At 65.6% G+C, this 23505-nt stretch carries 17 protein-coding genes and 2 pseudogenes; 6 read left to right on the forward strand and 13 right to left on the reverse strand.

The features are described 5' to 3' along the window. The first annotated feature begins 78 nt into the window (after window positions 1–78). A complete protein-coding gene (locus M9955_09820) occupies window positions 79–1107 on the forward strand; it encodes a serine protease (protein ID MCO5081939.1) in 1029 nt (342 codons plus the stop codon). Between the two features lie 55 nt (window positions 1108–1162). Here the strand turns inward: M9955_09820 and M9955_09825 are convergent, their stop codons facing one another. The 8 genes from M9955_09825 to M9955_09860 all read right to left on the reverse strand — a co-directional run bounded on the left by M9955_09825 (window position 1163) and on the right by M9955_09860 (window position 10418). Further along, window positions 1163–2776, reverse strand: a complete 1614-nt coding sequence (locus tag M9955_09825) for a glycoside hydrolase family 43 protein (GenBank protein ID MCO5081940.1) — start codon at window positions 2774–2776, stop codon at window positions 1163–1165. 114 nt (window positions 2777–2890) lie between these two features. Beyond that, entirely contained in the window at window positions 2891–3940 is a 1050-nt protein-coding gene (gene mgrA, locus M9955_09830) for an L-glyceraldehyde 3-phosphate reductase (protein ID MCO5081941.1), read from the reverse strand. Between the two features lie 178 nt (window positions 3941–4118). Continuing rightward, window positions 4119–5276, reverse strand: a complete 1158-nt coding sequence (locus M9955_09835) for a Gfo/Idh/MocA family oxidoreductase (protein MCO5081942.1) — start codon at window positions 5274–5276, stop codon at window positions 4119–4121. Between the two features lie 11 nt (window positions 5277–5287). Beyond that, window positions 5288–6034: a sugar phosphate isomerase/epimerase gene (locus M9955_09840; protein MCO5081943.1), complete on the reverse strand. Its 747-nt coding sequence runs from the start codon at window positions 6032–6034 to the stop codon at window positions 5288–5290. 28 nt (window positions 6035–6062) lie between these two features. Next, the gene (locus tag M9955_09845) at window positions 6063–7148 is read right to left on the reverse strand and encodes an ABC transporter ATP-binding protein (protein MCO5081944.1); all 1086 of its coding nucleotides are present in this window, start codon (window positions 7146–7148) and stop codon (window positions 6063–6065) included. Between the two features lie 9 nt (window positions 7149–7157). Continuing rightward, window positions 7158–8060: a carbohydrate ABC transporter permease gene (locus tag M9955_09850; protein MCO5081945.1), complete on the reverse strand. Its 903-nt coding sequence runs from the start codon at window positions 8058–8060 to the stop codon at window positions 7158–7160. A gap of 144 nt (window positions 8061–8204) precedes the next feature. Next, entirely contained in the window at window positions 8205–9107 is a 903-nt protein-coding gene (locus tag M9955_09855; GenBank protein MCO5081946.1) for a sugar ABC transporter permease, read from the reverse strand. 75 nt (window positions 9108–9182) lie between these two features. Beyond that, the gene (locus M9955_09860) at window positions 9183–10418 is read right to left on the reverse strand and encodes an ABC transporter substrate-binding protein (protein MCO5081947.1); all 1236 of its coding nucleotides are present in this window, start codon (window positions 10416–10418) and stop codon (window positions 9183–9185) included. 363 nt (window positions 10419–10781) lie between these two features. Between M9955_09860 and M9955_09865 the strand changes: the two genes are divergently transcribed. Beyond that, on the forward strand, window positions 10782–11834 hold the full coding sequence (locus tag M9955_09865) for a LacI family transcriptional regulator (protein ID MCO5081948.1): 1053 nt from the start codon (window positions 10782–10784) through the stop codon (window positions 11832–11834). A 68-nt stretch (window positions 11835–11902) separates the two neighbouring features. Further along, window positions 11903–12919 (forward strand): LacI family DNA-binding transcriptional regulator, encoded by a 1017-nt coding sequence (locus tag M9955_09870; protein ID MCO5081949.1) that lies wholly within the window; start codon window positions 11903–11905, stop codon window positions 12917–12919. Window positions 12920–12928: 9 nt separating this feature from the next. Here the strand turns inward: M9955_09870 and gndA are convergent, their stop codons facing one another. Next, window positions 12929–14347: an NADP-dependent phosphogluconate dehydrogenase gene (gene gndA, locus M9955_09875; protein ID MCO5081950.1), complete on the reverse strand. Its 1419-nt coding sequence runs from the start codon at window positions 14345–14347 to the stop codon at window positions 12929–12931. 229 nt (window positions 14348–14576) lie between these two features. On the opposite strand from gndA, the gene M9955_09880 reads away from it, so the two are divergent. The 3 genes and pseudogenes from M9955_09880 (at window position 14577) to M9955_09890 (ending at window position 18387) form a co-directional block, all read left to right on the forward strand. After that, window positions 14577–15467: a DMT family transporter gene (locus M9955_09880; GenBank protein ID MCO5081951.1), complete on the forward strand. Its 891-nt coding sequence runs from the start codon at window positions 14577–14579 to the stop codon at window positions 15465–15467. A 1500-nt stretch (window positions 15468–16967) separates the two neighbouring features. After that, window positions 16968–17527 (forward strand): annotated as a pseudogene (locus M9955_09885) (adenylate/guanylate cyclase domain-containing protein). A 99-nt stretch (window positions 17528–17626) separates the two neighbouring features. Then, window positions 17627–18387, forward strand: a pseudogene (locus M9955_09890) (IS5 family transposase). Between the two features lie 18 nt (window positions 18388–18405). Here the strand turns inward: M9955_09890 and kduI are convergent. From kduI to M9955_09910, 4 genes are all read right to left on the reverse strand, one after another. Then, entirely contained in the window at window positions 18406–19242 is an 837-nt protein-coding gene (gene kduI, locus M9955_09895) for a 5-dehydro-4-deoxy-D-glucuronate isomerase (protein MCO5081952.1), read from the reverse strand. 127 nt (window positions 19243–19369) lie between these two features. Next, window positions 19370–20482, reverse strand: coding sequence for a sn-glycerol-3-phosphate ABC transporter ATP-binding protein UgpC (ugpC, locus tag M9955_09900; GenBank protein ID MCO5081953.1), 1113 nt, complete (start codon window positions 20480–20482; stop codon window positions 19370–19372). Window positions 20483–20508: 26 nt separating this feature from the next. Further along, the gene (locus M9955_09905) at window positions 20509–22158 is read right to left on the reverse strand and encodes an alpha-glucosidase family protein (GenBank protein ID MCO5081954.1); all 1650 of its coding nucleotides are present in this window, start codon (window positions 22156–22158) and stop codon (window positions 20509–20511) included. A gap of 180 nt (window positions 22159–22338) precedes the next feature. Beyond that, window positions 22339–23505 (reverse strand): carbohydrate ABC transporter permease, encoded by a 1167-nt coding sequence (locus M9955_09910; protein MCO5081955.1) that lies wholly within the window; start codon window positions 23503–23505, stop codon window positions 22339–22341.

Genomic DNA, 23505 nt, shown 5'->3' on the forward strand with positions numbered 1-23505 from the left:
CGATGTCTTACATGGCGGTGGATTGATTGGCCGGGGTGGCTCGTCATTCGGTGAACGTCTCAGTCTCAGGAGGTCAACTTGATCAAGAAATGGTTTGGCCCGTTGGCGGCCACCTGTCTGCTGGCCGCGGCCGCGGCGCTGCCCGCCATGCAGCCGGCATCGGCGCAGGAATCCGCGCGGCCCGAAGCGTCGCCGCAGAAGCGCGTTCCGGAAGCGCGCGCCGCCCAGCGCAAGGCGAGCGGCGGAAGCAACGACCGTGTCTTCGGCGGCTTGGCCGCGGAGCAGGGCGCATGGCCGTTTCAGGTCGCGCTGCTCACATCCTACATGCTCGACAACCGGCCGGAATCCCAGATGGACGCGCAGTTCTGCGGGGGCAGCCTGATCGCTCCGGGCTGGGTTCTGACCGCCGCGCACTGCCTGGTCTATGATGGCCAGGAAGTGCCGGCCGACGCGATCACCGTGCTTTCCGGGGCGACGCACCTCGCCGAGGGCAAGCGGCTCAAGGTCGCCGAGGTCATCGTGCATGACGGTTTCGACAAGTCGATGATGTCGATCGACAACGATATCGGCTTGCTGCGGCTTCAGGACCAGGCTGCGGCCAAGGCAATCGCGCTGCCGAAGGCCGGCGTGAAGGATGCCGGCAAGGCGACGGTCACCGGCTGGGGCATGATGGAGGACGGCACTTTCCCGGCTGACCTGATGCAGGTCGACATCGACGTCACCACCAACGAGGCCTGCAACGCCGGAATCAAGGAGATCTACGCCAGGGATCTTGGCGCGATCCTGCGCAGCTGGGCGCCGCGTCTGCGCCTGCCCGACGCGGCCATCGACGCAGCGACGACCACCATGGCTTCGAGCATGTCCGATCCGCTGACGCCGAACATGCTTTGCGCCGGCATCAAGGAAGGCGGCCGCGACTCCTGCAGCGGCGACAGCGGCGGCCCGCTCTTCGTCAAGGACGGCAACGATCTGACGCAGATCGGCATCGTGAGCTGGGGCGAGGGCCCGCTGGATGCGGCCGCGCCTTGCGGCCATGCCAATGCCTATGGCGTCTACACCCGCCTCTCCAACTACACCGACTGGATAAAGTCGAAGACCGGACTCTGAGCCCGGTCGACGAGTCTCGGGCAGCAGGCGGCGGGCTTCGGCCCGCCGTTCTTTTTCATGCATCGCGCGGCAGATAGTCGAAGCGCGAAAAATCGGCCGGCAGCGCGCCGCCCGATACGTCGAACGCCACCATGCCGACAAAGGCGCCGGTGAAGGAGGCATGCTCGCCGCGTCCCCCTTCGTCGGAAACGACGCTGGCGTCGAGCGCCGGCCCGATCTTGCGCCATCCTGCGCCGCTGTCTGCGAAGAACTGCAGCGCCGCGCCGTCCACCTCCGCCGCAAGATCCACCGTGCCGCTCGCTGGCAGCGGCAGCGGATCGCCCAGCGGAAATTCGAGCTTGCCGTCCGGCCAGTTGCCCGGACAGGAGAGAATGGTCAGGACCCTGCCGCGCTTCGCGTCGTGCGTCACCGCCAGCAGGTGGAACTTGTGCCGGTTGTAATAGAGCGTCAGTCCCGCCGCCTGCTGGATGTTCACCGGCGAGAAATCCATCGTCGTCTCGGCGCGGAACGAAAAATGTTCCTGCCGGCGCGCGACCAGCGACTGCTCGAACCAGCTTCCGATCGATTCGCGGCCGTGGAGCCGCAGCCACCCCGGCCGCTCCGAGAGCGAGAACAGGCGCTCCGGAAACGGCGTCCTGAGCCACTGGAAATCGGACGGCAGCGCCGTGCCGTCGAAGCGATGGCGCATCGGCGTGTCGGGCTCCGGCTCCGCCGCGCCCTTCGGCGCGGGAACGTTCACCGCCGGAATCTGTCCGCCGTGTTCGAGCTGCAGCCAGCCGTCGTCGCTCCAGACGCATTTCTGGATGGCGGCCTCGCGTCCGAGGGGCGAGCGACGCAGGCCGGGCAGCGGCCGGGAACACAGATGCGTGTGGTAGAATTCGCCGTCCGGCGTCTCCACGATCTGGCCGTGCCCCGCGCGTTGCAGTACGGCGTCCGGCGCGTCCTTCGACGTGATGAGATGCATTTCGGGATGCAGTTCGTAAGGCCCGTCGATGCTGCGCGACCGCGCCATGGTGACGGCGTGGTCATAGCCCGTGCCGCCCTCGGCGGTTGTAAGGTAGTACCAGCCGTCGCGCCTGAAGAGATGCGGTCCCTCGACCAGCCCGTGCGCGCTGCCGGCGAAGATGTTCTTCACCGGGCCGACCAGCCTGCCTGCCGCCGCGTCCCATTCCTGCAGCAGAATGCCGGCGAAGGACGGATGTTTCGGCTGTCCGCCGACGCCGTGCGAGATGTGGTTCCACAGCATGTTCAGGAACCATTTCCGGCCGTCGTCGTCATGGAAGAGCGACGGGTCGAAGCCGCTGGAGTTGACGTAGACGGGGTCGGACCACGGCCCTTCCATCGCCGGCGCGGTGACGATGTAGTTGTGCGTGTCCTTGAAGTTGCCGTCCATGCGCTTGACGTCGGTGTAGACCAGCCAGAACAGCCCGTCGGCATGGGAAAGGCAGGGCGCCCACACGCCGCCCGAATCCGGATTGCCCCGCATGTCGAGCTGGCTGGCGCGATCGAGCGGCCGCTTCACCAGACGCCAGTTCACCAGATCGGTCGAATGATGGATCTGGACGCCCGGATACCATTCGAAGGTCGACGTGGCGATGTAGTAATCCCGGCCCACGCGGCAGATCGAAGGATCGGCGTTGAAGCCGGGCAGAATCGGGTTGCGGATCATGGTCTCGTTCCAGCAATTCCAGAGCACGCCCTCACCGACCCTTCGGGCCGCCTCGCCCCGGCAAGGGGAGAGGCGCGAGTCAGGCGAACCGGCGAGGGAGTGCCTTGCAATCTCCTACTTCTTCCGCGCGGGTCCCTTCCGCTCCGCGGAGGCCGCCCACAGATTGATGTCGGCGTCGCGCGCGAACTTGTCGATGTCGGCGAGTTCGGCGTCGGAGAAATCCGGATGTGCCAGCGCGCCGACGCAGTCGTCCACCTGCTCCGGCCGGCTGGCGCCGATCAGCGCGCTTGTGACGCGGCCTTTTCTCAGCACCCACGCTATGGCCATCTGGGCGAGCGTCTGGCCGCGCGCCTTGGCGATCTTGTCGAGCGCCCTGATGTTCTTGATCGTCGTCTCGTTGATGAAGGACTGGCGCAACGACTTGCCCTGCGAGGCGCGGCTGCCTTCCGGAATGCCCTTGAGGTATTTCGAGGTCAGCATGCCCTGCGCCAGCGGCGAGAAGACGATCGAGCCGATGCCGAGCCCGTCCAGCGTGTCGAGCAGCCCGTCATCCTCCACCCAGCGGTTGATCATGGAATAGCTGGGCTGGTGGATCAGCAGCGGCGTGCCGAGCTGGCGCATGATATCGGCCGCCTCGCGCGTGCGCTGCGAATTGTAGGAGGAGATGCCGACATAGAGCGCCCGGCCCGAGCGCACGATATGGTCGAGCGCCATCATCGTTTCTTCCAGCGGCGTGTCGGGGTCGAAGCGGTGGGAATAGAAGATGTCGACATAGTCGAGACCCATGCGCTTCAGGCTCTGGTCGCAGCTCGCGATCACATATTTGCGGCTGCCCCACTCGCCATACGGTCCAGGCCACATCTCGTAGCCGGCCTTGGAGGAAACGGTAAGCTCATCGCGATGGCCGGCGAAGTCGGTACGCAGGATATCGCCGAAGGCGGTCTCGGCCGAGCCGGGCGGTGGACCGTAATTGTTGGCGAGGTCGAAATGAGTAATGCCGAGGTCGAAGGCGCGCCGGCAGAGGGCGCGCTTCACCTGATGCGGCGTATCCTCGCCGAAATTGTGCCAGAGGCCGAGCGAGATCGCCGGCAGCTTCAGCCCCGAATTGCCGGTGCGGTTGTACTTCATCGACTGGTAGCGGTTTTCGGCGGGCGTGTATGGCATCGGAGTTCCTCGGATCAAGTTTTGCAGGCTCGCGTGTCGGTGTCGGCCGCGTCCTCACCCTTACCCTCTCCCCGTGAAGACGGGGAGAGGGGAGCGTCGACGTTGCGACTGTCCCCTTCTCCCCGCTTTCGCGGGGAGAAGGTCCCGGCAGGGGATGAGGGGCGGTCGAAACGTGCCGCTATTTCTTCCGGACCGCCTTCGCCGGGGCCAGAAGCGCCTTCCCCTCCCGGATGCCGAGCGCGGCGGGCCGTTCGCAGGTCGTCTGCATGGCCACGAACCTGCCCGTCTCGCCGGATTTCAGGACGCCCGTCATCACCTCGATCGCGTGCAGCGCCGCCTCCATCGAGCAGCGGTGCGGCCGGCCTTCCATGATCGCCAGCGCCATGTCGGCGAGCCCGGCCGAGCGGTAGTTCGCCATCATGCCGGTTGCGTGCTTCTGGTTGGGCACGGCGAGCGGATGGTCCCATTTCGGCAGCTTCTTCACCGCGTCGCCGCGCTTCGTGTAGCGCACCTCGCCACCGAAGAAGTTCGGGTCCGGCACGAAGATCGTGCCTTCCTCGCCATAAAGCTCGATCGGCGCGTGGCCGTGCTTCCACACGTCCCAGCTCGCATTGAGCGTGACCACCGCGCCGTCGACGAATTCGAGCACGGCATGGATCGTGGTCGGCGTGTTGACGGGAATCTTCTCGCCCGCGCGCGGCTTGGAGGTGATGGTGCGCTCCCTGGCCGGGATGGACGAGATCGCCGCCACTCGGCTTACCGGCCCGATGAGCTGGATCAGGTCGGAGACGTAATAAGGACCGACATCCAGCACCGGGCCTGCGCCGGGCTGGAAGAAGAAGTCCGGATTGGGATGCCAGTGCTCCATGCCGTGGCTCATCACGTAGCAGGTGCCGCTGGTGATCTTCCCGACCTTGCCGCTGTCGATCAGGTGGCGGGCAAGCTGGTGGGCGCCGCCGAGAAAGGTGTCGGGCGCGGAGCCGACGCGCAGCTTCTTCCGCTCCGCGCGCTTCTTCAGGTCCAGCCCTTCCTTCACCGAAAGCACGAAGGGCTTTTCAGAATAGACGTGCTTGCCCGCATCGAGCGCCTGCCGCGACACCTCGTAGTGAACGGCCGGAACGGTGAGGTTGACGACGATGTCGACCGCATCGTCCCCGAGCAGTTCCTCCACGGTTTCGGCGCGGAGCCCGAACTCCTTGGCGCGGGCGCGGGCCGCGTCCATGTTGATGTCCGCGCAGGCGCGCATCTCGATGCCCCTGAACAACGGGGCGAGCGTGAAATAGGCGGTCGAGATGTTGCCGCAGCCGATCACGCCGACGCCGAGTGTCTTTGCCATGGGAGGTGTCCTCAGAAATTCTTCGCCGACGCGATCGACCGGCGCGCGAAGCGCTCGATGTCGTTCGGATTGTCCTGTTCCATCACGTAGTAGCGGGCGGCGGATTTGGCGCCGAACGCTTTCATCAGCCCCGGCCAGTCGACCGTGCCGTGGCCGACGTCGGACCAGCCGTCCTCGTCGAGCCCTTCGCCCGGTTTCGCGATGTCCTTGACGTGCACGGCGACGATGCGGCGTCCCTGCCGGTCGATCCACGGCATGGGATCGGCGCCGCCGCGGATCACCCATGCGACATCCATCTCCCAGCCTATGTCCGGCGCGGAGCCAAGGATGTGATCCATCGGCACGCTGCCGTCGGCGAGCGGCTTGAACTCGAAATCGTGGTTGTGCCAGGCGAATTCGTAGCCGGCCGCCTTCGCCTTCTCGCCGACCCTTGCGAGCCGCTCGCCGAAGCCGCGCCAGCCGGCCGCGTCCGCCGGCCGGAGTTCGGCGGCGATGTGCGGGCAGATGACGATCTTCATGCCGAGCGTTCCGGCGATGTCGGCCGCCCTGGCGAAATCGCCTTCCAGCATGTCGAGACCGAAATGGCCGGTGGGCATGGCGAGCCCGTTCTTGTCGAGCGTCGCGCGCAGCCCTTTCGGATCGGCATAGAGGCCGCCGAAACCCTCGACCTGCGTATAGCCGGCATCCGCCACGGTCCTGATGACGTTTTCCCATGGCTGGAAGTTGCGGCCGCTGTAGAGTTGGAAAGACCAGTTCATGTTCGGGTTCCTGCTGTCCTGGGGAGGTTTAAAGGCGCATGCCGGTGGATGCGTTGAAGAGGGAGGCGCGCATCGGGTCGAACCCGATCGAGACATGGTCGCCGACGCGCGGCGCGCGCTCGCTGGGCAGCCGCATGGCGATGTCCTGCCCGCCGAGCTTCGCCCAGATCAGCGTGTCGGAGCCCATCGGCTCGACCACCTCGATTGCGACCTTGCGCGCATAGGGCCAGTCCTCGCCGCTGTTGACGCCGATATGCTCGGGCCGCACGCCGAGTTCCGCCGGGCCGGCGACGACCGCGTTCCGGTCGAAAGCATAGGTGGCGAGCGGCACGTCCAGATCCTCGGCGACGAAGCGCGGCTTGCCGTCCCGCACCTCCACCGCGCCGGCGAGGAAGTTCATGCCGGGCGAGCCGATGAAGCCGGCGACGAAGCGGTTGACCGGGCGGGAATAGATGGCGTGCGGCGTGTCGAGCTGCTGGATCAGCCCGCCGCGCATCACGGCGATGCGGTCGGCAAGCGTCATCGCCTCGATCTGGTCGTGGGTGACGTAGATCATTGTGTTGCCGAGCCGCTGGTGCAGCCGCTTGATCTCGACGCGCAGCTCCGAGCGCAGCTTGGCGTCGAGGTTCGACAGCGGCTCGTCGAACAGGAACACGTCGACGTCGCGCACCAGCGCCCGGCCGATGGCGACGCGCTGGCGCTGGCCGCCGGAAAGCGCGGACGGCTTGCGCTGCAGGAGCGGCTCGATCTGCAGGATCTCGGAGGCGTTCTTGACGCGCCGCGCTATCTCGTTCTTCGGCAGGCCGGCATTCTTCAGCCCGAAGGACAGGTTCCCCTCGACGCTCATCTGCGGATAGAGCGCGTAGGACTGGAACACCATGCCGATGCCCCGGTCCTTCGGCTCCTCCCACGTCACGTTGCGGCCGTTGATGAAGATCTGCCCGGCCGACACGTCGAGCAGCCCGGCGATGCAGTTGAGCAGCGTGGACTTGCCGCAGCCGGAAGGGCCAAGCAGCACGATGAACTCGCCCTCGGCTACATCGATGTTCAGGTTCTTCAGCACCTCGACGGTGCCGAAGTTCAGCGACAGGTTGCGGACCAGAACGCTCGTCATCGTGTGCTGCTAACCTTTCACCGCGCCGGCGGCGATGCCCCGCACGAACAGCTTGCCGGAGATGAAGTAGATGACCAGCGGCACGAGGCCTGTGATGATCGTGGCCGCCATGTTGACGTTGTATTCCTTCACGCCCATCGTCGCGTTGACGATGTTGTTGAGCTGCACGGTCATCGGATAGGTTTCTGGCCGCGTGTAGACGACGCCGAACAGGAAGTCGTTCCAGATGCCCGTCACCTGCAGGATGATGGCGACGACGAAGATCGGCAGGCTCATCGGCAGCATGATCTTGAAGTAGATCGCCCAGAAGCCGGCGCCGTCGACGCGCGCCGCCTTGAACAGCTCCTCCGGCACAGAGGCGAAATAATTGCGGAAGAGGAGCGTCAGGATCGGCATGCCGAAGATGGAGTGCACGATCACCAGACCCCACAGGCTGCCGTAGAGCCCCATTTCGCGCAGGATGATGACGATCGGATAGAGCATCACCTGATAGGGGATGAAGGCGCCGACGATCAGGATGGTGAAGAAGATCTCCGCGCCCTTGAAGCGCCAGTTGGCGAGCGCGTAGCCGTTGATCGAGGCAATCGCGATCGAGACGACGACGGAAGGCACGGTGATGCGCACCGAATTCCAGAAGCCCCGGCTCAGTCCGTCGCAGTTCAGGCCCGTGCAGGCTGTCGCCCAGGCTTTCACCCAGGGCTCGAAGGTGATCTCGACCGGCGGAGAGAAGATGTTGCCGAGGCGGATTTCGGGCATGCCCTTGAGGGAGGTGACGATCATCACGTAAAGCGGAATGAGGTAGTAAACCGCCACGACGATCAGCGTGCCGTAGAGCATGATGTTGCGCGGCGAGAGCGTGCGGCGCGGCCGCGTCCCCTGTGGACCGGACAGGTCGAGAGCGGCGACCGTCATGACGCGCAACGCCAGCAACGTTCGGCAGAGAGAGCCCAGTCGACAGCCATACGCGAGGCGCGGGGGGCCCCCCCCCCCCCCCCCCCCCCCCCCCGGGGGGGGGGGGGGGCCCCCCCCCCGCCGCGATCTCGCAGAAGGACCACATCAGCCATGGCGGCGCCTCCTGCCGAATTCCAGATACGCCCATGGCACGACGACGATGATGACGGAAAGCAGCATCATGGTGGAGGCGGCGAAGCCCTGGCCGAGATTCTGCGACAGGAACATCGTGTCGTAGACATATTTTGCCGGCACTTCCGAGGCGATGCCGGGGCCGCCGCTCGTCTGCGCGACGACGAGGTCGTAGACGCGCACGATGCCGCTGGCGACGATGACGAGCGTGGTGACGAACACAGCCCGCATCATCGGGATGACGATGAAGAGGTAGGTCTTCCATGTCGGGATGCCGTCGACGCGTGCCGCCTTCCAGATGTCCTCGTCGATGCCGCGCAGCCCGGCCAGCATCAGGCACATGACGAGGCCGGTCTGCTGCCAAAGCGCGGCGATCAGGATGCCGAAGATGACGATGCGCTGGTCGTAGAGCGGGTCGAAGGCGAAGCTTTCCCAGCCGAGGCTGCGCACGATGTGCTGCACGCCGAAATTGGGGTTGAGAATCCACTGCCAGACGAGGCCGGTGACGATGAAGGAGAGCGCGAAGGGATAGAGGAAGATCGTCCGGAACGTGTCCTCGAACCGGATCTTCTGGTCGAGCAGGGCCGCGAGCAGGAAGCCGAAGAGCAGCGAAAGCACCAGCATGGAGACGCCGTAGACGGCGATGTTCTCGATCGCCACATGCCAGCGCGGCGTGCCCCAGAGACGTTCGTACTGGTCGAGCCCGACGAAGTTCAGGCGCGGCAGGAGCCGCGAATTGGTGAAGGAATAGACGACCGTCCAGATCGTCCCGCCGACGAAGATGACGAGCGCCGTCAGGATCATCGGGATGGAAGCGATCTTCGAACTCAGGTTCTTGAAGAGTTGGTTCGGGCGCCCGGCGCTCTCCTCAGCCATAGGCCGACATTCCCTTGAGGTGCGGGGGAGCCGGCGCCGGTCCTTGCGGAACGGCGCCGGTCGGCGGATGACGGATCAGTCGGCCGAGGCCACGAGATCGGTGAAGCGCTTCTGCGCGTCTTCCGCTGTCATGGCGGGCGTGTTGAAGAACTCCGCGAACAGATCGTTGATGCGGGTGAGCGAGTCGGCCGACATCAGCTGATCGGGAGCGGGGATGACGTTGCCCTTGGCGAGGATGTCGAGGCCCTTCTTCATGCAGTCGTTGGCGGCGGCGAGGTCCACGTCGCCGCGCACCGGCAGCGAGCCCTTCTTGAGGTTGAAGGCGACCTGCGTCTCCTTGCTCAGCATGGTCGACGCCAGCACTTCCTGCGCCTTGGACTTCTCCTCGTCCTTGAGCAGCGGGAAGTAGAAGGCGTCGCCGCCCGTCTGGATGATGTCGTTGACGCCGAGGCCGGGCAGGCACGTGTAGTCCTTGCCGGCGACCTGTCCGGCCACCTGGAATTCGCCTTGCGCCCAGTCGCCCATGATCTGGCCGCCGGCCTGGCCGTTGATGACCATGGTCGTCGCCTGGTTCCATTCCTGCGCCGTGGATTTCGCGGCCATCTTGCGCGCATCGTCCGCGGCCTTGAACACCTTCGCCATATCGGCGCTGGCGGCGAATTCGGCATCCTTGTCGCCGAAGATCTTCATGTAGGCGTCCTTGCCGGCGAGCGCCGTCAGCAGCACTTGGAAGGCCAGCGTCGTCTGCCAGCTCTGCTGGCCGATGGCGAGCGGCACGATGCCTGCCTTTTCGAGCGCGGGAGCGGCGGCGACATACTCGTCCCAGTTCTTCGGCACCGGCACGCCGGCCTTCTCGAAGGCGGCGTTGGACAGCCACAGCCATTGCTGCGAATGGATGTTCACCGGCACGCAATAGATCTTTCCGTCGAGCGTGCACGAGTCGAGCAGGCTCGACGGCTTGACGATGTCCTTCCAGCCTTCCTTTGTGGCGAGATCGGTGAGATCCCGCATCAGGCCGGCCTGCACGAGTTCCTCGGCCTGCCGTCCGTGATTGAACTGTGTGGCGGCCATGGGGTCGCCGCCGGTGATGCGGCTGATCATGATCGGACGCGCCGTGCCGCCGGAGCCGGCGATCGCCCCGTCGACCCATTTGTTGCCCGTGGCGTCGAAGGCCTTGGCGAATTCGGCGACGGCGGCGGCCTCGCCGCCCGACGTCCACCAGTGCGTCACTTCGAGATCCGTCGCCATGGCGGCTCCGGAGAGATTGAGCGCGACACCGGTCGCGAGCAGCGCAGTCAGCTTAAAACGCATGGGTTCTCCTCCAAGAAACTGTAACGTTTCAGGAGCGGACGTTATGCGAAGTCGGATTGGCGTGCAACGGCCAAAAAGGCGCCAGCCGCGTTTTTCCAGTACCGATGGGCTGATCGTCAACAGGAGGTGCAGCTTCTACCCTACGGTATCTGCTTGTTGCAGTGCGCAAATTGCGTCCGGAATCAAGCTTCATCTCCTTGATTCCTCAATATCTTGCATTGCGGCAAAGGCAGTTGCTGTCGGCTCTGGGATCGCGGCCGGCTGACAATCGAGCGAAAAATCTGTAACGTTGCAGATAATGTCGAGGTGCTTGTCAGATTCAGTGTGCGGTGTCATACGAAAGGCGTAGTGCAGGTGGCCCGGATGGACGAGAAGATTTCAAAGGATGCACGCGGCGTGGCCGCGGCGGCCGGGCCGGACCGTCCGACCCTGAAGACCATCGCTTTCATGACCGGGCTCGGCGTGACCACCGTGTCGCGGGCGCTGAAGGATGCGCCGGACATCGGGCTGGAGACGCGCAAGCGGGTGCAGCTCGTCGCCAACCAGGTCGGTTACCGGCCCAACCGCGCCGGCGTGCGCCTGCGCACCGGCAAGACCAACGTCATCAGCCTCGTCCTCGACACCCAGGAGCAGGTCGGCGGCTTCGTGTCCGACATCATCTACGGCATTTCGGAGCAGCTCGCGCAGTCGCCCTATCATCTGATCGTCACGCCCTATTCGCGCGACAACGATCCCATGCAGCCGATCCGCTACGTCGTCGAGACCGGCTCGGCCGACGGCATCATCATCTCCCGCACCCAGCCCGACGATCCGCGCGTGCGCTACATGATCGAGCGCCGCTTTCCCTTCGCCACGCATGGGCGGACGGCGATGAATGTCGAGCATCCGTATCACGATTTCGACAATTATGCCTTCGCCGGTCTCGCCGTGAAGCGCCTGGCCGAAATCGGCCGGCAGCGGCTGGCGCTGCTCGCCCCGCCATCCTCGCTCATGTATCATCAGCACATGCGCAGCGGCTTCCTCGACGGGCTTGCCGAGGTCGGGCTGAACGAGGTGCCGTTCTCCTCGGTGACGAACGATCACTCGATCGAGCGGATACGCGCCGCCACCATCGAGATGATGCGCCGCCCGTCGCGCCCGGACGGCATCGTCAGCGGCGCCGGCGGCGGCACCTTCGCCCTCGTGGCCGGCATCGAGGCGGCGGGCTTCAGGCTCGGCCGGGACGTCGACATCGTGTCGAAGCAGTCCTTCCGGCTGCTGCCGATGTTCCGGCCGGAACTGCATGTGGTGAACGAGGATGTGCGTCTGGCCGGACGCGAACTGGCGAAAGCGGTGATCGGCAGCATAAACGGGGCGCCGGTCGAAGGGCTGCAGAGCCTCATCGTGCCGACGGAGGTGCTGTCGCCGCCCCGTTAGCCGGCGCGGTGGGGTCAGCGTTTCCGGAAGCACAGGATCTGGGAGTGGCGTGGAGGGCGCCGGTCGCATTGAGCAAGACCTTTCCGACCGTTCAGGATGTCGCGCGCGCGGCGAACGTATCGACCGCGACGGTGAGTCGCGCGCTCTCGTTGCCGGATCGCGTTTCCGAGGAAACGCGGCGCATCGTGATGGAAGCGGTCGAGCGGACCGGCTATTCGATTAATCGCGCGGCGCGGAACCTGCGGCGGCAGGAGACCAGCTCCATCGTGGTGCTCGTGCCCAATCTCGGCAATCCGTTCTTCTCGCGCATCCTCGCCGGCATCGAGGCGCGTCTCGCGCGGGACGGCTACAATGTGCTGGTCAACGACACCAACAACCCTGACGTGCCGAGGGAGAGGGTGCTCGACTATCTCCACGTCAACCGCGCCGACGGCATCATCTGTCTCGACGGCACGTTGCCGGAGCATTTTTTCCGCCACGGCGCCTCGGTGCCGCCTGTCGTCTTCTGCTGCGAATGGATCGACGGCGGCATCGGACCGTCCATCCGCTTCGACAACAGTGGCGGGCAGGCGGCGGCGGTGACGCACCTGTTCGAACACGGCCACCGCGACATCGGCCATGTGCTGGGGCCGAAGGGCAATGTCCTGACCGGCGAGCGCGTCGAAGGTTTCAGGCAGGGCCTGAGACGGCACGGGCTTCGGGAGCGCGCCGACTGGATTTTCGAGGGCGACTTCTCGCTTGGTTCAGGCGTCGAGGCGGCGCGCCGCTGGCTCGCGATGGCCGATCGGCCGACCGCGATCGCCACGTCGAGCGACATCATGGCCTGCGGCTTCATCTCGGAACTGCATCGCGCCGGGGTCGAGGTGCCGCGCGATGTCTCCGTGGTCGGCTTCGACGACATCGACATCGCCGAGGTCTTCATTCCGGCGCTGACGACCATCCGCCAGCCGCGCCGCCATATAGGCGAGAGCGCCGCCGACACGCTGCTCGGTCTTGTCCGGGCGGACAATGCCGGCTCGGGAAAGGAGCAGGTCGTGCGCTGGCCGGCGGAACTCATGCCGCGCGAGAGCGTCCGCCGGATCTGAACGGGCCGCTCAGGCGGCGCCGCTGCCCCATGGGCCGTGATGCGCGCCGGCCGCGTCGATCCGCTCGAAGCCGTGCGCGCCGAAGAAGTCGCGCTGGGCCTGGATGACGTTGGAGGTGCCGCGCCCCTGCCGGTAGCCGTCGAAATAGGCGAGCGCGGAAGCCAGCGCCGGGGCGGGCAGGCCGGCCTCCGCCGAGATCGCCACCACGCGGCGCAGCGCCGGGCTCGCCTCCTTCATCATGTCGATGAAGGCTGGCGTCATGAGCAGGTTCGCGACCTTCGCATCCTTGCCGAAAGCCGCCGCGATGGTGCCGAGGAACTGCGAGCGGATGATGCAGCCGGCCCGCCAGATCTTCGCGATGGTCGGCATCGGCAGGTTCCAGCCGAACTCCTTCGAGGCCGCGGCCATCACGGCAAAGCCCTGCGCATAGGCCGCGATCTTGCCGGCGAAGAGCGCCAGTTCGAGATCGGCCAGAATGTCCCTGGAGACGCGGCCCGTGGCCGCTGGCCCGTATGCCTTTTCGGCGGCGAGCCGCTCGTCGCGCATGGAGGAGATGACGCGCGCCGCGACGGCGGCCTCGATCGCGGTCGCCGGTACGCCGAGCGTCTGCGCCTCGATGGCCGACCACTTGCCGGTGCCCTTCTGGCCGGCACGGTCAAGGATGATGTCGACCACGGGCTTGCCGGTCTTCGGATCGTCGGCCGCCAGCACCTTTCCCGTGATCTCGATCAGGAAGGAGTTGAGACGGCCCTTGTTCCAGCCGTCGAACACCTTGCCGATCTCCTTCGCGCCCATGCCGAGGCCGTCGCGCAGGATGCCGTAGATCTCGGCGATCATCTGCATGTCGGCATATTCGATGCCGTTGTGGATGGTCTTGACGAAGTGGCCGGCGCCGTCCGGCCCGAGCCAGGCCGAGCAGGCCTCGCCCTCATATTTCGCCGAGATGGCGGTGAGCGTCGGCTCGACGCGGCGATAGGAGTCCTCCGTGCCGCCGACCATGATGGACGGGCCGTGGCGTGCTCCTTCCTCGCCGCCCGAGACACCCATGCCGATGAAGGTCAGTCCGGAGCCTTCAAGTTCGCGCGTGCGGCGCACCGTGTCGTGGTAATTGGCGTTGCCGGCGTCGATGATGATGTCGTTCTTCGCCAGAACCGGCTTGAGATGCGCGATCTGCTCGTCCACGGCAGCACCTGCCTGCACCATGACGATGATCGGGCGCGGCGGCCGGATCGCCTCCACCAGCGCCTCGATGGTGTCGCAGGGCACGATCCGGTCGGCGAGCGCGCCCGCCTGCTCGACGAAAGCCGCGGTCTTCGACGCGGTGCGGTTGAAAACCGCAATGCGCTGTCCCTTTTCGGCAATGTTCAGCGCGAGATTCGCGCCCATCACACCCAGGCCGATCAGGCCGATTTCGGCTTTTTCCGTCATTTCCATCCCGTCATGCAGTCGTTGTTTTTGTTCCGGCCGTTCTCACCCGCCGCCGGCGGCCGGATATTCGTCTGCGGGACTGCCGCCGTCAACATGCGGCGCCCCGGCAGCGCCCGCCCGCGATATTTTGGCGCCGCGCGCACTGCCCCATTGCATGGCGCGCGGCCTGCGTCTACCCAGCAGCAGGCGTCGGCGGATTCTGCCGCGCCGTTTCCCGGAAGGCCTTCTCGTGAACAGCGGTATTCTCCTGGCTCTCGCCGCCTACGCCGTCTATGCGTGGGGCGACGGCATCATCAAGGGGTTCGGCGGCCAGCTCTCGGTTTTTGAGATCGGCTTCTTCAACATTCTGTTCGCCAGCCTCTTCCTGTTCCTGCTGAAACCGGAGGGCGAAAGCTGGCGCGGCTTCTGGCGCATGAAGCGGCCGTGGGCGGTGCAGGCGCGCGCACTCTTCGGCTTCGGCGCCGGCGTGTTCAGCGTCTACGCCTTCACCACCATCCCGCTGGCCGAGGTCTACGCGCTGATGTTCCTCGCGCCGATCCTGGTCACGCTGCTTTCCATCGTCTTCCTCAAGGAGAGGGTGGGGCCGTGGCGCTGGCTGGCCGTGGTCATGGGCTTCTGCGGCGTGCTGCTCGTGGTGCGGCCCGGCTTCCGCGCGCTGGAACTCGGCCATCTGGCGGCCTTCATCGTCGCCTTCTTCGGCGCCTCGACCATCATCCTCATGCGTTCGCTGCAGCAGGAGCGGCAGACCACCATCCTCGGCGTGCTGGCCGTCTACAGCCTGGTCCTCAACGGCGCTGCGGCGCTGGCGACATCGACCTTCGCCGCGCCCGACTGGAAGGTCTGGGCGCTGCTCGCCGCGTCGGGCCTCTGCACGGCGGGCGGCAGCCGGCTGCAACTGCTGGCCGTGCGTCACAGCCCGGCCAACCTCATCGCGCCGACGCACTATTCGCAGATCGTCTGGGCGGTGATCATCGGCGCCGCCTTCTTCAACGAATATCCGGACTGGCTGAGCGTCGTCGGCATGGCCGTCGTCGTCGCATCGGGCCTGCTCACGCTCATGCGCGAGAAGATCAGGCTGGGCTTCGTGCGCTGGAATCCGTTTTCCCGCACGCGGTTGTGACCATCGGCGGCGGCCCGAAGGCCGCGGATTTTCGCGAGCCGCGATGACGTAGCCCTCGCGGGAGACACTGACAGAACGATGATGCGGCCTTGCAATTGGCCTGCATTCCACGACATTGACGGCATGGATACGTCAGTCGAACCGGCGCGCCTGCCCCGCCCGCAGCAGAGGAAGCGGCGTATCCCGATCGCAGTCATCATGGCGCTCAGCATCGGAATGCTGGTGCTGGTGTCGGTGGGCGGCGTCCTGGCGCTCGCGGTCGGAGCCAATCTTCGCAACACGGTCGACCTTCTCGGCGCGCAGTCGGCTCTTCTGATCGATGCGATGGAGGATTCGCTCAGCGACCAGCTTGGGCGCGCCGAAGACGCCGTCGACGGCATCGTGGAGCTTTACGCGCAATCCTCGTTCGAGATCGACGACACGAATGCGGCGTATGCCGCGATGGCTGGCGCCTTGTCGGCGGCGCCGCAGGTCACCGCCATGCTGCTTTGCACGCCGGAGGACGACTGCCGGGGAGCAGCACGCGACGGGGACGAGGCGAATCCGGCCGGCGGGATACGGATGTTGCCGGTGGAACGCGAGAAATCGCCGCAAATGCTGGAGGCGCTTGAGAAGCGCCGGCAGCTCGACGGGCGACGGTGGGGCGCCATCGTTTCGAACGAGTACGGCCTGTTCGCCAATGTGTCGGCGCCGCTTTCGCGCGACGGGTCGGTGCAGGGCTGGGTGATAGCCGCGGTCGAACTGCAGAATCTCTCGGCGATCACGCGGGAACTGTCCGCCCGTTTCGGCACGCACGCATTCATCCTCGACGCCGACGGCCGCGTTCTCGCGGATGCCCGGCTCGCCGATCCGGAGGCGCGAAAGAACGGATTGCTGCCTCCGATGCCGGTTGCGGCATTGGGCGATCCGGTGCTGGCCGCGTTTCCGGCCCGGCGGCCCGTCGAGGCGTTCGACGCGACGCGCACGCGCAATGTCGAGGTATCGGAAATCGAGCTTGCCGGTGACGGCGAAGGGCTGGAATCCTGGACCGGCGACCCGAACTATATCGTGCTCACGCGCCAGATTCCCGGCTATGGCGGGCCGCCCTGGACCATCGGCGCATATTTCGCGAATGGGGAGATCGGCGACGAACTCCAGCGCGTGGCAGGCTCGGCGATCGTCGGCCTGATCGCGATGGCGGTCGCTGTCCTGATCGCCATCCTGCTTGGCAAACGCCTGTCGCGCCCCATCAGGGCGATTGCCGGGCAGGCGACGCGCGTCGCCGATTTCGATATCGACAGCGTGACGCCGCTGCCGCGCAGCAGGGTCCTCGAATTGGACAACCAAGCTCTGGCGTTCAATGCCATGTTGATCGGCCTGCGGGCGTTCTCGACCTATATTCCCCGCAGCCTCGTCGCCAAGCTGGTGCGCACCGGCGAGATCGGCGTGGCCGGGCCGCGCGAGGCGATCGTCACGGTCATGTTCACCGACATTGCGGGTTTCACCACGCTATCGGAGCAGATGGACGCGACGACGACGGCGCGTGTGCTCAATCATCATTTCGCCCTCCTGTGCGGTGCGGTCGATGCGCAAGGCGGCACCGTCGACAAATTCCTGGGCGACGGCATGATGGCCTTCTTCGGCGCGCCCGACCGACTCAAGGGCCATGCGGCCGCCGCGGTGCGGCCGCCGCCGCGATCCGCGACGCGCTGGAGGAAGACAACAGGCTCGCCGTGGCGGAGGGACGGCCGCCGCTGCGAATCCGCATAGGCATCCACACGGGTTCGGCCATCGTCGGCAATATCGGCGCTGCCGACCGCGTCAACTATACGATCGTCGGCGATACGGTGAACATCAGCCAGCGCCTTCAGGATATCGGCAAGCTGCTGGCGCCTGACGCGGCGACCACGATCGTCGTGTCCGGCGAAACCGCATCCCGGCTGGACGAACGTTTCGAGACGATCCCGGCGGGCAAGCACCGGCTGAGGGGCCGCGGCGAGGCGACGGAAGTGTTCGTCGTCGGCGCGGTCGCGCTCACCGGAGGCAGCGTCGTGGAGGCGGGCTTCGCCAGAGCGGGTTGAGGCGTTCGGCCAAATTCCTTCGGGCTAGGCTGTAGTGACGATTTAGGGATTCCAGTTAAGTCGCAAATCAGATTCCATTCTGGCTTTTGGAGGTCAGTCATGGATGTGGATGGGCTGAGCAATGAACAGTGGCTGCGGATTGAGCCGTTTGTGCCGGGTGGTCGCAAGGGTCGACGTGGTCCACGCACCAACAACCGGCGCTTTGTCGACGCTTTGATCTGGATGGCCCGCTCGGGTGGACGCTGGCGTGATCTACCCGAGCGTTATGGCAACTATCAGACAGCCAAGCGGCGTTACTACCGCTGGATCGAGATGGGTGTGCTCGAAAAGCTGTTCGAGGCACTGGCCAAAGAAGCCGACCTCGATTGGGTCGCGATCGATTCCACCTCCATCCGCGCACAGCCCCAAGCCGCCGGGGCACGGCGGAAAAGGGGGGAGCGGACGCCCAGGGTCTTGGCCGTTCACGCGGCGGGCTAGGAACCAAGATCCATGCCGCCGTCGATGCGCTCGGCCTGCCGGTGCGCTTCGTGCTCTCGCCGGGCCACCGAGGCGATGTGATCTACGGCAAGGACCTGCTGGAAGGCCTTAAACCTCGCCACGTCATCGCCGACCGCGCCTATGACGCCGAGGCCTTCCACGACATCATTCTCGATGCTGGAGCTATCCCCGTCATTCCGCCAAGGCCCGAACGAAGGCGTCCTCACGCTTGCGACTGGCGCATCTACAAGGAACGAAACCTCATTGAGCGCTTCTTTGCCAAACTCAAGCAGTTCCGCCGCGTCGCAACGCGATACGACAAGCTCCTCGCAAACTTCCGAGGCTTCGTCCTCATCGCAGCCATAGCTATTTGGATCAGATAGTTAAATCGTCACTACAGCCTAGCGCAGCATCTCGACCGGCACCGGGTCGATGTCGCGCTCGTCGACATTGTCGCCGGCCATCGCCCAGATGAAGGCGTAGTTCTTCGTGCCGACGCCGGCCTGGATCGACCATGGCGGCGACAGCACCGCCTGCTCGTTGGCGACGACCAGATGCCGGGTCTCGGCCGGCTCGCCCATCATGTGGAAGACGCGTTGTTCCGGCCGCATGCCGAAATAGAGGAACGCTTCGGTGCGCCTCTGATGCAGTTCGCCGGACACGCTGTTCCACACCGAGCCCTCGGCGAGAACCGTCATGCCCACCACGAGCTGGCAGGTCTCCATGATCGACGGATGCACGATGTTGAAGGTCACGCGCTGGCTGGCCGTGGCCGGATCGCCCTGCTCGATGCGCTCCGAGCCGGGGCCGCTCAGCAGCCGCGCCGGGATTTCCTTGTGGGCGGGCGCGCTGACCAGATAGAACTTCGCCGGCCGGCTCCGGTCGAGGCTGGAAAAGGAAACCGGCCCCGTTCCGCGCCCGAGGTAGAGCGCGTCGCGGCGCGCCAGCATGTAGGTGCCGGTCAGCGTCACCACCTGGCCCTCGCCGCCTATGTTGACGATCACCATCTCGCGCCGGTCGAGGAAATGATCGGTGCCGGTTTCCTTCACCACCGGCAGGAACACCTCGCGCTCGGCTGGCAGCGCGCCGCCGAGGATCAGCCGGTCGTAGTGGGAATAGACGAGCCTGATGTCGTTCTGCGGGAAAAGCGCGTCGACGAGGAACGCCCGGCGCAACGCCTCCGTGTCGAACCCCTTCGCTTCGCGCGGACTGACCGCGTGGCGGATTTCCATCGACATGGCCCGGTCCCCCTCGAGCGTTCGGAAGCGGTTTTCTTCGTCCCGCCGGAAATGCTTTTCCATACGACTTTATACGAAAGTCGTTTCCGAAAGCTCTACCGGACCTTTCCGCCGCCGCGCCGCCCGATCAGGCCGCCTCTGCCATCGCACGGGATACTGCGTAGGAGCGGCCTTCGCTGTCGAACAGATGCAGGTCACCCGGCTTGGCGTCGAGCCGGATGACGTCGCCGCGCTTCACCTCCGCACCGCCCGGCAGCTTCGCCGTCAGCGGCTGGTCGGGACGGCCGATGTCGACATAGACGAGCTGCACTTCGCCGAGCTGCTCGATATAGTCCACCGGACCCTCGAACAGGTAGCCGTCGCCGGTCGCCACGAACAGATCCTCCGGCCGCACGCCGAAGCTGACGGCGCTGCCCGGGGCATCGGCCGGCGTCGCGATCGGCACCTCGGCCCTGCGTCCGCCGACATGGCTGACGGTGGTCGCCGCGCCCGCCTTTTCCACTTTCGCTGGCAGGATGTTCATGGCCGGCGAGCCGATGAACTGCGCGACGAACAGATTGCCCGGGTGCTTGTAGAGCTCCATCGGCGAGCCGATCTGCTCGACGCGGCCCTCCTTCAGCACGACGATGCGGTCGGCCAGCGTCATCGCCTCGACCTGATCGTGGGTGACGTAGATCATCGTCGTGTCGGGCATCGATTCCTTCAGCTTGGCGATCTCGATGCGGGTGGCGACCCGCAGCGCCGCGTCGAGGTTCGACAGCGGCTCGTCGAACAGGAAGACCTTCGGGTTGCGTACGATGGCGCGGCCGATGGCGACGCGCTGGCGCTGGCCGCCCGACATCGCCTTGGGCAGCCGGTCGAGATACTTCGTCAATTGCAGGATCTCGGCGGCGTTCTTCACGCGGCGGTCGATCTCCTCTTTGCTCTCGCGCGCGATGCGCATGCCGAAGGCCATGTTGTCGTAGACCGTCATATGCGGATAGAGCGCATAGGACTGGAACACCATGGCGATGCCCCGCTTCGACGGCGGCACGTCGTTCACCACCTCGCCGGCGATTTTCAGCGTTCCGCCGGTGATCTCCTCCAGTCCGGCGATGGAGCGCAGCAGCGTGGACTTGCCGCAGCCCGACGGGCCGACGAAGACGATGAACTCGCCGGATTTGATGTCGAGGTCGATGCCGTGCAGGATCTTGATCGTGCCGTAGGCCTTCTCGACTTGTGCCAGATTGACGTCGGCCATGATGTCCTCCCTCTTATTCCGCTGTTTCAGGCAAAGCGCCCGAACCAGGCGCCATAGGCGCCGAGCCTGATCTTGCCGCCCTCGGCGGTCGACGTGAAACCGTGACCCCCGACCGGCGTCAGCGCGACATCCGCGCCGAGATCGAGGCTGGCGTTGCGCGCGCCGAGATTGAAGGCGCAGACGATCTGCTCGTTGCCGTGCTCGCGCGTGAAGACGAGCACGTCGTCGTCCGCCGCGAGAAACTCGATATCGCCCCTGGCGAAGACCGGATGGGCATGCCGGAAGGCGAGGAAGGTGCGGTAATGCTCAAGCATCGACCCGGCGCGGCCCTGCTGCGCATCGACGGCCTGCGCGGCCTGCTCCGCCGGCACCGGCAGCCACGGCTTTACGGTCGAGAAGCCGCCATTCGCCGCCCCGCTCTCCCACACCATGGGCGTGCGGCAGCCGTCGCGGCCCTTGAACTCCGGCCACATCGTCTTGCCGTAGGGGTCCTGCAAATCCTCGAACGCGATATTCGCTTCGCCGAGGCCGAGCTCCTCGCCCTGATAGAGGCAGACCGAGCCGCGCAGCGACAGGAGCAGCGCCGAGATCACCTTCAGATAGCCGTGGAGATCCTTCTCGCCGGCGCCCCAGCGGGTCGCGTGGCGCACCACGTCGTGGTTCGACAGCGCCCAGCAGGGCCAGCCGTCCGGCGCGACCCGGCCGAACTCCTCCAGCACTTCGCTGATCTTGCGGGCATTGAGTTTGTCGGGGCCGAGGAAGTCGAAGGAATAGCACATATGGACGCGGTTGCCGCCGCCTGTATAGGCGGCGACGATCTCCAGCCCGCGCTGGGAATCGCCCACTTCGCCAACGGAGGCTTTTGCGGGGTAATCGTCCAGCAGCGCGCGAAAACGTTCGAGGAAGGCGAGGTTCTCGGGCCGGCTCTTGTCGTAGAGATGGTCCTGGAAATTATAGGGATTGACCGCCGGCGCGGTCGAGGCGTTGCGCTGCTCGGGCGGCAGCGGCGGATTGTCCTCCAGTCCCTGACTGTGAAAATAGAAATTGATCGTGTCGAGACGAAAACCGTCGATGCCGCGGTCGAGCCAGAAGCGCGCGGCGGCGAGCAGCGCGTCCTGCACCTCGCGGTTGTGGAAGTTGAGGTCGGGCTGCTCGGGCAGGAAATTGTGCAGATAATACTGCATCCGCCGCGTGTCCCACTGCCACGCCGAGCCGCCGAAGATCGACAGCCAGTTGTTGGGCGGCGAGCCGTCCGGCTTCGGATCGGCCCAGACATACCAGTCGGCCCTGGGATTATCGCGGCTCGACCGGCTCTCCCTGAACCAAGGATGCTGGTCGGAGGAATGCGAGATGACGATGTCCGTCATCACCTTCAGGCCGAGACGGTGCGCCTCGGCAAGCAGCGCGTCGAAGTCCTCCAGCGAGCCGAACAGCGGGTCGATGTCGCAATAGTCCGACACGTCGTAGCCGAAATCCTTCATCGGCGATTTCGCGATCGGCGAAATCCAGATCGCGTCGACACCGAGTTTGGCTACGTGCTCCAGCCGCCTGACGATGCCCTTCAAATCGCCGACGCCGTCGCCGTCCGAATCCTGAAAGCTGCGCGGATAGATCTGATATATCACCGCCCCACGCCACCAGTCGGGTTCGAAGGGCGCTGTGTTGTCGTTGGTCATGCGTGATCTCTGGTCTGAAGGCTACCCCCACCCCTAACCCCTCCCCACAAGGGGGAGGGGAGCGTGAACGTAGTCGCTGGTCCTTCCGGAGGATCGGATAAAAGCGCACCAGCGATGGCATCCCCCTCCCCCTTGTGGGGAGGGGTTAGGGGTGGGGGTACCGCATGCGATCTCATATCTTCACCCTCCCTTCACCGAACCGGCCAGCAGGCCGCGGACGAAGTAGCGCTGGAGCGAGAAGAAGACGAGCAGCGGCACGATGATGGTGACGAAGGCCGACGTTGTCAGGATCTCCCAGTCGCCGCCGCGCGAGCCGAGCAGTGCGTTGAGCTTTCCCGTCAGCACGAGCTGGTCCGACCCGGAGCCCAGGAACACCATGGCGACGAGCAGGTCGTTCCACACCCAGAGGAACTGGAAGATGGCGAAGGAGGCAAGCACCGGGAAGGAGAGCGGCAGCACGATCTTGATGAAGATCTCGAAGTCGCTCGCCCCGTCGATGCGGGCCGATTCCATCAGTTCGCGCGGCAGGCCGGCCATGTAGCTGCGAAGCAGATAGATGGCGAAGGGCAGGCCGAAGCCGGTATGCGCCAGCCATATGCCGAGATAGGTTTTCGACGGCACGCCGAAGAAGGCGCCGACGCCGTTGTAGAGCTGCAGCAGCGGGATCAGCGCCATTTGCAGCGGCACGACGAGCAGGCCGATGACGGTGGCGATCAGGAGCGCGCGGCCGGGGAACTTCATCCAGGCGAGCGCATAGGCCGCGAAGGCGGCTATCATGATCGGGATGACGGTCGCCGGAATGGTGACGGTGAGCGAATTGATGAAGGAACGGCCGATGCCTTCGGAGAACAGCACCGTCTCGTAGTTCTCCGAGGTGAAGCGCGGCGGCACGGTTGCGGAATAGTAGATGCGGCGGCCGCGGTCGCTGTCCTGCGCGGCCGGATAGGTCATCACGAAACTGCCGTCCTCGTTGATCAGCAGCGTCTCGCCGTCGCCGAGATCGGCGGTCGTCCCCGCCGGATACTGTGTCGGCGCCTGCGCCCTTGTGCCGAATGCCGAGATGGAACGGCTGCCGGGCTCCTCGAAGAGATTGCCTTCCAGCACGAACTTGCCGTCCTTCTCCACCGCCTTGTTCGGGGCGGGAAGGCGGCCGGCTTCCGTCTGCGCGGAACTGGTGAAAGCGGTCCACCAGCCGGACGCGATGATCTGGTCCTTGTCGCGGATCGACGTCACCAGAATGCCGAGCGTCGGAAGCGTCCAGACGGCGACGAAGAACAGCACGGCCAGATGCGTGCCGATGCGGCCGAGGGGGGATTTGCCCGCGGGGGCGCTGCCAGCGGCGGCCAT

The sequence above is a fragment of the Rhizobiaceae bacterium genome, from assembly GCA_023953845.1.
GTDB lineage: Bacteria > Pseudomonadota > Alphaproteobacteria > Rhizobiales > Rhizobiaceae > Arvimicrobium.